Source organism: Exiguobacterium sp. s36, from assembly GCF_018618345.1.
GTDB lineage: Bacteria > Bacillota > Bacilli > Exiguobacteriales > Exiguobacteriaceae > Exiguobacterium > Exiguobacterium chiriqhucha.
Genome location: NZ_JACSLW010000006.1, coordinates 127,132 through 138,378 on the forward strand (window position 1 = coordinate 127,132; position 11,247 = coordinate 138,378).

Sequence of the window (11,247 nt, forward strand, 5' to 3'; positions counted from 1 at the left end):
CAGGGGATTCTGCTACGGTAGGAACATAGGAAAGAGAGAGGGGACCAGACAATGGCAGTCATTTTATTTGATATCGATGGGACGCTCGTCGACACGACCGGACCGATGACGCAAGCGATTCACGAGGCGTTGGAGCAACTTCCACATTTACCGAAACCGAGTGAGGATGCGGTCCGTTCCGGTTACGGGTTGGCCGGCAACGCATTTTGGGAACATGTCATCCCGGAAGCGACGATTGAAGAGATTCGCCAAATCCGCAAGTTGCGGCATGAGACGCTCGAGCGGGCGATGGAAGGACAGCTCGTCTTGTTCGACGGCATCTATGAGATGCTCGAGGCGCTTCATAAAAAAGGGCACACGTTGACGACCGCGAGCAACTGCGGTGTCCATTATTTGAACCTGATTCTCGACTCGCAAAACATTCGCCAGTTCATGACGGCGCCAGAATGCCTCGAATCCGTAAGTGGTGAGAAAAAAGCCGACATTTTGACGGCGCATCGCCTCCGTCACGGCGAGAACGACTATGTGATGGTCGGGGACCGGAAATCGGATGTCGAAGCGGCTCGGGCCCATGACTTCCCGGTCGTCTTGACTGGATTTGGGTTTGGAAACGAGGACGAATGGGCGCTCGCGGATCATGTGATTGTGACGCCGAACGACTTGATTACGTATATCGAATCATAAAAAATTCCGGTTGAACGCGATGTTCAACCGGAATTTTTTTAAAGTCCAAGCGAGATATATTTGATTTCCAAAAATTCTTCGATGCCATGGTGACCGCCTTCACGGCCGAGACCGCTCTGCTTCCACCCGCCGAACGGTGCTTGCGGCGTCGACGGGAGACCGTCATTGACGCCGACGATGCCGTATTCGAGCGCTTCGGCCAAATAGAGGGCCTCGTTGATGTCTTGCGTGAACACATAAGCGGCGAGACCGAACGGGGTCGCATTCGCCCGCTCAATTACTTCCTCGAGCGTATCGAACGACGCAATCGGTGCGACGGGACCGAATGTCTCCTCGTTCATGCACAGCATATCCTCATTCGCATAGCGGACGACGGCCGGCCGGACGAACAATCCGTCGAGCTGTTCGCCACCCGTAATTTCCCCGCCCCGGATTTGGGCGTCTTCCAAGTGCTTCATCACTTTCTCGACCGCGGCCTCGTCGATGAGCGGGCCGATATCCGTCCCTTCGTCGAGTCCGTTCCCGACTTCGAGCGCCGCGACGGCCTCAATGAATTTTTCAGAGAACGCATCGACGATGGATTGCTCGACATAAATTCGGTTGGCACAGACGCACGTCTGTCCGCCGTTACGGAATTTCGTCGCGACGGCTTGAGGCACGGCCTTGTCGAGGTCTGCCTGCGCTGTGACGATGAGCGGGGCGTGACCACCGAGCTCGAGCGAGATTTTCTTCATCGTATCGGCGGCACCGCGCATGAGCGTCTTGCCGACCTCGGTCGAACCGGTGAACGTCAATTTGCGGACACGGGGATCGTGTTGCCACATGTTCACGATGTCAGAGGCTTTCCCGGTGACGAGATTGATGACACCGGGGGGGAAACCGGCTTTCTCGGCCAGTTTGACGAGTTCAATGGCCGTCAGCGGCGTCGCGGAGGCCGGTTTCAGGACGACGGTGCAGCCTGCAGCCAGAGCCGGTGCGAGCTTCCGGGTGATCATCGCCGCCGGAAAATTCCATGGCGTGATGGCGGCGACGACGCCGACCGGTTGCTTGATGGCGAAGATTCGCTTCTTGTTCGACGAGGCCGGGATGGTCTCGCCGTACACGCGTCTTCCTTCGGCGGCGTACCACTCGATGAAGCCATTCGCATAGCGGACTTCGCCGATGGCTTCTTGTAACGGCTTGCCTTGTTCTTCGACCATCGTCCGAGCGATGGCTTCCGTATGTTCATCAATCAGGCGGTTCCATTCGAGCAGGAGAGCGCCGCGTTCTTCGGCGGTCTTCTCTTGCCAGTCCTTCAAGGCATCGTGCGCGGCATCGACAGCCTGTTTCGCCTCGGCGGTGTCACTCTTTGTCACCGTGGCCATGATGTTTCCGGTGGCGGGGTTGCGCACCTCGATCGTGTCCGATGTATCAATCCATTCTCCATTGATGAAATTGTTCTCCACTCGCATCTTGATTTCCCCTTTCGTCTAGGTCACATTGTAAAAGTACCCGTTTTCAAAAATCATACACAATTTTACAAAGAGGAGGGTCGCCATGTGGATCATCATCGTAGGTTATGTCGTCGGCAGTATCCTGGGCGGGCGCTTGTACGGCATGTGGAGTGGTCAACATCTGGCTACGACCGGATCGGGGAACAACGGTGCCCGCAATGCGTTACGGATTGGCGGGAAGCGAGCCTTTTTGTTCGTTTACGGATTCGACGTCTTGAAGACGGTACTCGTGTTGTCAATCAGCGGTCCGTACTTTTTTGAGACCGGACTCGCCTTGACGCTCGGCCACATTTATCCGATTTGGCATATTCGTTCCGGGGGGAAGGGGTACGCCGTATTTTCTGGAATTATATTAGCGTACAGCCCGCTATGGTTTATCGTGGGACTTCTGCTGTTGTTGCTTCTCATCAAAGTGACGCGTAACTCGCGCGAGACGGGGCTCGTCATGCTCGTGCTCCTGCCGCTCGCGGCCTGGGGGGACGCAACAGATGTCGGATTGGCCAGTTTGACGATGCTACTCATCGTGTATCACCACATAAGGGGGAAACAACGTGATTGAATTTCGAAGAGCGACGCCGGAGGATGCTTCGGCGATTCACCGACTGAACTATGAGACGTTCGTCGAGGAAATCCCGCAGCACCATCCAAACGCGGACCGATTTCTCGTCGACCGCTTTCATGACACGAATACATATTGGATTGGGTTGGCGGACGGGCAGCTCGTTGCCATGTGTGCCATCCGGGACGAGCACCCGTTTTCACTTGAACAAAAAGGTGTGACGCTGCCACCGGGAGAGTGGATTGAAGTCCGGCTATTGGCCGTGACGCCCGCCTATCGGAACACGAGGACGTTTGCCGGACTTATGCGAGCGATGCTCATGGAAGCGACAGACCGGGGTGTGGAAGGGATTGTCATCAGCGGAACCGTACGCGAACAGAAGCTATATCGACGGTTTGGGTTTATCCCGTTCGCAGAACCGGTCGGGACGTCGGAGGCGTTATACGTGCCGATGCAGTTGACGCGCTATGGGTTCATGCAGTCAGAGACCGCGCGAACGTTGCGGCCAAAGCTACTCCTCGCCGGGCCCGTCGAACTGTCGAATCAAGTGCGCGCTGCGCTTGCCGCTCAGCCGATATCACATCGGTCGGCCGAGGCTAGCCGTTTGCTCCATTCGGTCCAGTCGAGGCTGAGCCATCTCGTCAAGTTGCCCCATGTTTACACATTGCTCGGGAGCGGGACGATTGCGAACGATGCCGTCGCCGCCCAGTTAAGCGGACGTGGCGTGATCATCGACACAGGGGAGTTCGGACGGCGGCTGATTGACCATGCCAATCGGGCTGGTCTTGAATTTGATGTCGTCCCGCTTTCGGCTGGGCGTCGTCTCGACTTAAAGCGAATCGGACAACATGCACCAGATTGGATTTGGACGGTCCATTGTGAGACGTCGACGGGGAAGCTGGTCGATTTGGACCAGTTGCGTCAGTATGCACAAACACATCCGACGAAGATTGCGATTGATGCCATCAGTGTGGTCGGGACGAAACTGACCGACTATTCGTTCGCGCATCTGGTGACGTTCGTCTCGGGCAAAGCGCTCCGAAATGCCCCTGGATTGGCGTTTGTCGCCATGCGAGAACGAGCTGTCCCGAACCCGTCGATTCCGCGTTATTTGGACTTGGCAGGCTATGACCCAATCGCCTTCACGCAATCGGTCCCGCTCATTCAAGCGATGGACGTCGCCTTGCGCGAACTGACGGACGCGGAGATTGCGACCCATCAATCCAAACTTGATGCGTTCGTACATGAACTGGTGCGCCGCGGTGTATCGGTTGAACTCGGGGACGACCAAGCGCCGGGCATTTTTTCGCTCACGTTGCCAGACACACTGTCCTCGATTGAACTAGGGCATCAATTGGCGTTCCATGGCTATCAAGTGCAGTACGAGAGCGTTTATTTGCGGCACGCGAACTGTCTCCAAGTCGCGACGATGGGATGGACGACCGACCGGGATTTGCAGCAAGTCGCCGCCTATATCGGGACGTGGCTCCAGAAAAAAACCGCCACTCCAGGGAGTGACGGGTTCAGACGCGGAAATCTTGGCGGGCCAAATGACGAATCTTTCGACCGAGGCGTCTTGAGTTGAAATAAGCGATGACCGAGACGACGCCACCTGACCAGAACAGCCACTCATCCGGTCGGAGATAGCCGAATAGCCCGACGACAAGGCCGAGGATAATCAAGCCAGCGTTGAACGTTTGACGATGGAGCAGTTCTTTCGACTCGAGCTCACGTTGGAACATCGCTTGTTCGGACAGGCGCTTCCGGGTCGGCTCTTTCAAATAGTTATCGAGGAGCGGCGGGACGTTCAGCAACTTCTTGCCGTAGTTGAGCGCCGTCATGACGTAACGGTTTTGAATTGTCGTGCCGTCGGCCTCGAGCCATTGAATGACAATCGGTTTACCGAGCGTAAACAAATCGATTTTCGAATCAAGGATTTGTAAAATCCCGAGCAAGGTCGAGGCGGCTCGACCGAAGAACGCGAACTCGGCTGGCAATTGAATCGGCTCGTTCTTGACGAGCAACTGGATGTCTTGCAACACTTTTTCAATCAATTTCGTGTCGACCGTGTCGATATCGGTCTCTAAATAGAACGTGACCGCTTTCTCGAGTGCCTGGCGGATATTGTGCTTGTTCGCCGTCGGCAACAAGAAGCGCAAGTCTTCGAGGCCGTCGACGACCCCGTCATAGTCGAGCGAGATGAACGCCTGCAGGATTTTACGGATGGTCGCCATATCTTGTGGTGTCGTCGAGCCGACCATTCCGAAGTCGAGCAGGATGATCGTGCCATCGGCTCGGATCTGCACGTTACCCGGGTGTGGGTCGGCGTGGAATTTCCCGCCGAACAACAGTTGCTCGGCCGCCATCGTGAATAAGCGTTCGGCCAGGGCGGAGCGATCGATGTTATTCTCTTTCAAGAAGGCGAGGTCGGTGATGCGACGCGCATCGACCCAATCCATCGTCAACACCCGGTTCGAACAGAGATGATCATAATAGTCCGGTATGTAGACGTCCGGATTTTCGGCGTACTTCGCTTTGAAATAAAGGGCATTTTTTAATTCGGTTTGGAAATTTAATTCATCCCCGATGACAAAAATCATTTGGCGATATAAGCTATCTAAGTCGGTCGATTTTGCCAGCGAGGTCCGCTTGAGCATCGTCGTGACGATTCGCATCGCTTTAAAGTCGGTTCGAATGATTTTTTCGATGTTCGGACGCTGGATTTTCAGAGCGACACGCTTCCCTGTCTCAAGCAGGGTCGCGCCGTATACCTCCCCAATCGAAGCGGAGGCGACGGCATCGATGCCGACGTCTTTCACGACCTGTGTGTAAGGGACGCCCCATTCTGCTTCCAAGATGGCGCGGGATTTGTCCCAGCCTGAAGTCGGGACACGGTCGACGAGCTCCGACAATTCATTTAAAACGGATGGGGGCAACAAGTCGGCTCGAATCGATAAGAATTGGCCAAGCTTGATTAGCAGCCCCTCGAGTCGGAGCGCGTTTCGCTTATACTCGCGGGCGAGATTCAACATGAGTGTCTCGTATTCTTCGGTCGACGCGAGACCTTGCTGCTGTTTGCGTGAGAAGGCGTAAATTTTAATGATGAATCGGGCGAACATTGTGACGATAATCCATATGCGGAACAAGGCGATTCGTTTCATAAAGTACCGACATCCTTTACAAGCAGTCGCTCGACTGGTCTGATTTTTTGTATCTTAACTTTACCACAGAATGCTTTCAAGAAAGGGCAAGGGATGTTTATGGAGTGGGAATTACTCAACGTCGTCGGGACGATCGCGTTCGCGGCGAGCGGCGCCATCATCGCGATGGACGAGAAATATGATATTTTTGGGGTATGGTTGCTCGCCTTTACGACAGCCTTCGGCGGCGGAGCGATCCGAAACGTCTTGCTCGGCAACCCCGTCAGCTTGATTTGGCAACAAAATGATCTCTTCATCCTTTGTTTTCTTGTCGCATTGCTCATCTTCCTGCTGCCGAGCGTCGTTTTGCCCCATTGGGAACGCTGGGGTGTCATCGTCGATGCGATTGGGCTTGTCGCCTTTTCGTTTCAAGGCGCACAAGTCGCCATCAAGCTCGATTTACCATTATCGGCAGCGATTGCGGCTGCCGTCTTGACAGGTGTCGGCGGGGGTGTTGTCCGTGATTTGTTGGCCGGCCGTAAGCCGCTCGTCTTACAATCGGAAGTATATGCGATTTGGGCCATCATCATCGCGGTCGTCACGTATTATTTCCGGCTCGAAGGTGGGCTTGCGGTGTATGCGCTATTAATTGTCGTGGCGACGCTTCGAGTGATATCCTACTATCGAAAGTGGAATTTACCTGCACGCAAAGTGCGATAAGGGGGAAATTAGTATGAAAGTATTGCTGATCATCGGCGCTGCCTTGATGGCACTCGGCGTCGCGTTCGGTGCGTTCGGGGCCCACGCCTTGAAAGAACGTCTGACACCGAACATGCTCGCGAACTGGCAGACAGGCGTGCTCTACCATATGATTCATGCCATCGGGATTATCGCCTTGGCGAGCGTCTTGATGAAAGTGAGCATCAGCCAGTTCAGCACGGCAGGCTGGCTCATGTTCGCCGGAATCATCTTCTTCTCGGGGAGCCTTTACGTGATGGCGCTGACCGGAATCACGAAGCTCGGAGCGGTCACACCGATTGGCGGCGTCTTGTTTATCGCGGCCTGGGTGTTCGTCATCATTGGCGCGCTCAAACTGTAATCAAACGTTAACGCCTGATTAACAGTCCTCCTGTATCATTCGGAGTGTGAGACCCCTTGTCTCCACACCAACGAACAATTGGCCCGTTTAGCCTTTTTCGCCTGGAGCGAGAGACTAAACAGGCCCTTTTTACGTTTTTTGGAAATGGTTAGACTTAGAAAAATACCTGGATTATACTTTTTTAATATAAGGTCAATAATTTCCTATTTTCATCTATTATTACAACTATGTTTCGAGAAAAGAAAAGTGAAAAAATGTTGAAATATAAAGGGGTGGGGAGCCGTATAAGGTTTCCCACCCCTTCGTCGTAATAAAAGTGAAATATAACTTTAACAGGAAAACATTCGACACTTCGATATAATTAGTCGTGTTGAAACTAAAAAATTAATCGTTTTTGTTACATAGCAAAACGACTGACCTTTAAATAGTACGTGAACCCTAACCCCATCAATAGAAAGGATGTCCCCATTGATCAATTGGAAACGCACCGTCTCGACACTCACGCTTAGCGCGCTTCTTCTTGGGACGCACTCGGTGGCTGATGCCTCGACGTCAATCAAGGAGAAACAAGAGCAGCAGAAGAAAGTGCAAGAGCAACGGAATAACGTCAAACAGAACCAATCGAATACGTCTTCGAAAATTAAGCAAAATAAAAATGAAATCTCGAAAGTTCAAGCTGAAGTCAACAAGATGGATGCCCAGCTTCAAGACATCATCAATGATGTCGCAGCGAAACGCCAAGAAATCAAGCGTACTGAGTTGAAAATTGAAGACCTCGAAGCTGACATTAAAGGCTATGAGAAGAAGATGAAGGCTCAAGAAGCAATGATGAAAGAGCGTATGGCCACGATGCAAACGAATGGCGGCGGCTCAATCAATTGGGCTGAGTTCATCTTCGGTTCGAAAAACTTCTCGGACTTGATCACACGGATGATCACGGCCGGAACGATTCAACGAAGCGACCAAGAGTTGTTTGAAGACTATGAAGCGACGCGTCAATCGTTACAAGAAGCGCAAGCATCACTTAAAGAAGAACGCACATCGCTCTTGAAGCAACAAAAAGCGCTAGAAGTACGTCAAGCTCAACTCGAGAAGAAGATGAAACAGCGCGAAGCTCGCATCAAAGAGCTCGAGGACAAGAATATCAAATTCGAATCGCAAATCTTCGACCTTCAAGAAATCGAAGCGACGTTAATCGCGCAAGAAGAAGCGATTGCGGCTGAGATTGAAGCGCAACGTCGTGAGGAAGAAGAAGCGCGTCGTCGTGCTGAAGAGGCGGCTCGTCAAGAAGCAGCCCGTAAAGCTGAAGAAGCTCGCCAAGCAGAAGCGGCGCAAGCAGCAGCAGCGGCCCGTCAAGCAGAAGAAGCAAGAGCGGCAGCGGCTAAAGCCGAGGCAGAACGAGCAGCAGCTCAAAAACAGCAGAACAATAACAATAATACCCAGTCGTCTTCATCTTCAAACCAGACGACACAAAATAGCACACCGGCACCGAAACCGGCTGCGCCAACACCAAAGCCGGCGCCGGCACCAGCGCCTAAACCAGCTCCGACGGCACCGACCACATCGGCACCGGCACCATCGGGCGCAATGTTCATTCAACCGACAACGGGACGTTTCTCACAAGGATGGGGACCGGCAAGCGGTCAATTCGGCTACTCGTTCCATAACGGCGTCGATATCGCTGGACCTGTCGGAACACCAATCCGTGCCTCGGCAACGGGAACGGTCATCCGTGCAGGCTGGGGTGGCGCATATGGGAATCACGTCATGATCGCCCACGTCATCAACGGACAAGTCTGGACGACGGTCTATGCACACTTGAACTCGGTCTCAGTAAGCGCCGGTCAACGTGTGACGCAAGGGTCGAACATCGGTGGACTCGGCAACACGGGTAACTCTTCAGGCCCGCACCTTCACTTCGAGATTCACCAAGGAAGCTATTCATATTCAGGAACGAGCGCGGGAAGCACAGTCAACCCACGTCAGTTCTTCTGATATTCAACGAGGACCCGTCAATCGTGACAGGTCCTCGCTTTGTGTCCCAGCAAAACTAAAAACAAGCGCCTATCCGTTGCGGACAGGCGCTTGTTTCAGTTGGCTTGCTCGATGTCGTCTGATTGATCCTTTGCTTTGCGGAACCGCTCACGGACGAGATAGATGACGGTCAATCCGACCAACCATGGAATCCCGAACTTGAGCAGAATATTGAAGTCGGTGAACCATGTTGTGATCATGAGGCTGAGCAATAGTCCGGCACCGAGTAACGGCAAGAACGGGTAACCGATCATGCGGACCGGTAATTTGCGTCCTGTCCACTTCTTACGGAAGAACAAGTGGGAGACGAATACCATGAACCATGTGAAGATGGCTCCGAACATCGAGATGCCCATCAAGAATGGATACGATGTTTCCATGAACACTTGAAGCAACGCCGCGAGAATGATCCCGCCTGTTGAGACGAGCAAGGCGGGCATTGGAATCCCGCTAGCGCTGACTTTTTTAAAGATGCGCGGAGCATCACCGGCCTCGGCGAGGGAATACATCATTCGCGTTGAAGCGTAGAGCTGTGCATTCATCGCCGACAAGGCGGCGATCAAGATGACGAAGTTCAAAATTCCAGCGGCGCCAGGCACGTCGAATTGTTGCATGACGAGAACGAACGGGCTTTGATCGATGCCGGCCTGTTGCCATGGGATGAGCATGAGCATGATCCCAATCGTAATGAGATAAAAGAACGTCAGACGGAACACAGTCGCGCGCAACGCTTTCGGTACGGCGCGGTCCGGGTCTTTCGCTTCGCCGGCCGTGACGGCGACGAGCTCGGTCCCGAGGAAACTGAAGAGCGAGATGAAAATCGTCACCCACATCCCGTAAAACCCGAAAGCGAAGAAACCTTCATCGCCGGTCGTGATCGATTCGATTGGTGAACCGGGTTGACCGAACAGCGTGGCGGCACCGAGGACGATAAACAGAATGATGGCCGTCACTTTGATGAACGATAACCAGTATTCGGTCGTCCCGAACGTATGGACGTGCCGGGCGTTGACGTAAATGAGCAACCCGCCAAATACGGCGACCCAGACGAATCCGTTCACGTCGGGGAACCAGTACCGCATATAGATGGCGATTGCGCTCACTTCGACGCCGATGGCGAGGACGTTGGCGACCCAGTACGAGTAGCGGACCAAAAAGCCGGCGAGCGGATGGACATAGCGTTCGGCGATCGTGCCGAACGAGCCCGAAGTCGGATGGGCGACGGTCATTTCAGCCAGACAGCCCATCAGTAACAGGACGATGAACGCCCCGATGGCGTAACTGACGAGCACGCTCGGTCCTGCCGTTTGGATGGCGAGCCCGCTTCCGAGGAAGAGGCCCGTCCCGATGGCGCTACCGAGCGAAATCATCGTCAACTGCCGCGTGGACAGTTCACGTTTTAATTTGCTAGTTTCCAAAGTCAATTCTCCTTTAGTTGAGTGAAGTGTTGTTGGGGACGACTATAGCAGACAAAAAAATCAAGTGTCAACTCGCGAAATCGTAAAAGACGGTATCGATTCGGCCGCACCTATAGAAGCAAAGTTTTTTTACATGCTTTTGTTTGACAGGAGGTTTCTCGACCTGTATAGTACGAGTTAACTTAATTGAAACGAATAAAGGCGTCGACGAAGAGAAGTAACGACGGTCCCCGTATGACAGAGAGCTGATGGTTGGTGTGAATCAGTATGCGGGACGTCGCGAATGGACTTCCGAGCTCTAAACCGAAACTTTTAGTAGGCTTTAGCGGGTCACCCACCGTTACCATGGGAAAGCGGATGTTTGTCCGTGAAGTGGGTTCTACGGAACCAACGAAGGTGGCACCACGGGGTTACTCGTCCTTCTCATAGCGCAAGCTATGAGTCGGGCGGGTAACCCTTTTTCGTTTCAACACATCATAAATCAGTGATTGAGAAGAGTAGCGTGAACAAGTCTCGTTCAGAGAGCCGGGGGTGGTGGGATCCCGGCCGAGGCCATCATGTGAATGGGCTCATGAGAGCATGGCTGAACCAAGTAGGTCATGACGGTTTCCTCCGTTATCGGGATACGATGTGATAGCATCGGAAAGTGGGATCAATCGATCCAACGAGAGGTGGCACCGCGGTCCATACCGTCCTCCATACGACAGACGTCGTATGGAGTTTTTTTATACGACGGTTTGTCAAATTAAGCGCAACACTTCCTCCGTGAAGGCCTCGTGTGCGGTCTTCCAGCCCAGGCATTTGCGTGGGCGGCCGTTGA

9 protein-coding genes and 2 other annotated features are annotated in these 11,247 nt (G+C 53.5%); of the genes, 6 read left to right on the plus strand and 3 right to left on the minus strand.

Annotation, left to right across the window (positions count from 1 at the left end):
- The first annotated feature begins 51 nt into the window (after positions 1–51).
- The gene (locus KNP95_RS12945; RefSeq protein ID WP_214837595.1) at positions 52–684 is read left to right on the plus strand and encodes an HAD family hydrolase; all 633 of its coding nucleotides are present in this window, start codon (positions 52–54) and stop codon (positions 682–684) included.
- Between the two features lie 38 nt (positions 685–722).
- On the opposite strand, the gene KNP95_RS12950 is transcribed toward KNP95_RS12945, so the two are convergent.
- Positions 723–2,135 carry an NAD-dependent succinate-semialdehyde dehydrogenase gene (locus tag KNP95_RS12950; RefSeq protein WP_214837597.1) on the minus strand — a complete coding sequence of 471 codons (1,413 nt, stop codon included), beginning with the start codon at positions 2,133–2,135 and terminating at the stop codon, positions 723–725.
- A gap of 85 nt (positions 2,136–2,220) precedes the next feature.
- Here KNP95_RS12950 and KNP95_RS12955 point away from each other — a divergent pair, with 85 nt between their 5' ends.
- Complete coding sequence (locus KNP95_RS12955; protein ID WP_214837599.1) at positions 2,221–2,736, plus strand: glycerol-3-phosphate acyltransferase; 516 nt, start codon at positions 2,221–2,223, stop codon at positions 2,734–2,736.
- Complete coding sequence (locus KNP95_RS12960) at positions 2,729–4,321, plus strand: GNAT family N-acetyltransferase (protein WP_214803182.1); 1,593 nt, start codon at positions 2,729–2,731, stop codon at positions 4,319–4,321. Before KNP95_RS12955 ends, KNP95_RS12960 begins: the two co-directional genes overlap by 8 nt.
- On the opposite strand, the gene KNP95_RS12965 is transcribed toward KNP95_RS12960, so the two are convergent.
- Entirely contained in the window at positions 4,260–5,897 is a 1,638-nt protein-coding gene (locus KNP95_RS12965) for an ABC1 kinase family protein (RefSeq protein WP_214803179.1), read from the minus strand. The genes KNP95_RS12960 and KNP95_RS12965 overlap by 62 nt on opposite strands.
- Positions 5,898–5,990: 93 nt before the next feature.
- On the opposite strand from KNP95_RS12965, the gene KNP95_RS12970 reads away from it, so the two are divergent.
- The 3 genes from KNP95_RS12970 (at position 5,991) to KNP95_RS12980 (ending at position 8,970) form a co-directional block, all read left to right on the plus strand.
- Positions 5,991–6,596 (plus strand): trimeric intracellular cation channel family protein, encoded by a 606-nt coding sequence (locus tag KNP95_RS12970; protein WP_021065994.1) that lies wholly within the window; start codon positions 5,991–5,993, stop codon positions 6,594–6,596.
- 13 nt (positions 6,597–6,609) lie between these two features.
- On the plus strand, positions 6,610–6,975 hold the full coding sequence (locus KNP95_RS12975; protein WP_021065995.1) for a DUF423 domain-containing protein: 366 nt from the start codon (positions 6,610–6,612) through the stop codon (positions 6,973–6,975).
- 459 nt (positions 6,976–7,434) lie between these two features.
- A complete protein-coding gene (locus KNP95_RS12980; RefSeq protein WP_214837601.1) occupies positions 7,435–8,970 on the plus strand; it encodes a murein hydrolase activator EnvC family protein in 1,536 nt (511 codons plus the stop codon).
- Between the two features lie 95 nt (positions 8,971–9,065).
- Here KNP95_RS12980 and KNP95_RS12985 read toward each other — a convergent pair whose 3' ends face one another.
- Complete coding sequence (locus tag KNP95_RS12985; RefSeq protein WP_412778522.1) at positions 9,066–10,433, minus strand: amino acid permease; 1,368 nt, start codon at positions 10,431–10,433, stop codon at positions 9,066–9,068.
- Between the two features lie 189 nt (positions 10,434–10,622).
- Positions 10,623–10,852 (plus strand) — a binding site (T-box leader).
- Between the two features lie 50 nt (positions 10,853–10,902).
- Positions 10,903–11,127: a binding site (T-box leader), on the plus strand.
- Positions 11,128–11,247: the final 120 nt, after the last annotated feature.

What these genes read in the sequence shown, in the direction of transcription:
- KNP95_RS12945 (WP_214837595.1), top strand. Translation starts at nt 52, where the DNA reads ATGGCAGTCATTTTATTTGATATCGATGGGACGCTCGTCGACACGACC.
- KNP95_RS12950 (WP_214837597.1), bottom strand. Translation starts at nt 2,135, where the DNA reads ATGCGAGTGGAGAACAATTTCATCAATGGAGAATGGATTGATACATCG.
- KNP95_RS12955 (WP_214837599.1), top strand. Translation starts at nt 2,221, where the DNA reads ATGTGGATCATCATCGTAGGTTATGTCGTCGGCAGTATCCTGGGCGGG.
- KNP95_RS12965 (WP_214803179.1), bottom strand. Translation starts at nt 5,897, where the DNA reads ATGAAACGAATCGCCTTGTTCCGCATATGGATTATCGTCACAATGTTC.
- KNP95_RS12970 (WP_021065994.1), top strand. Translation starts at nt 5,991, where the DNA reads ATGTTTATGGAGTGGGAATTACTCAACGTCGTCGGGACGATCGCGTTC.
- KNP95_RS12975 (WP_021065995.1), top strand. Translation starts at nt 6,610, where the DNA reads ATGAAAGTATTGCTGATCATCGGCGCTGCCTTGATGGCACTCGGCGTC.
- KNP95_RS12980 (WP_214837601.1), top strand. Translation starts at nt 7,435, where the DNA reads ATGTCCCCATTGATCAATTGGAAACGCACCGTCTCGACACTCACGCTT.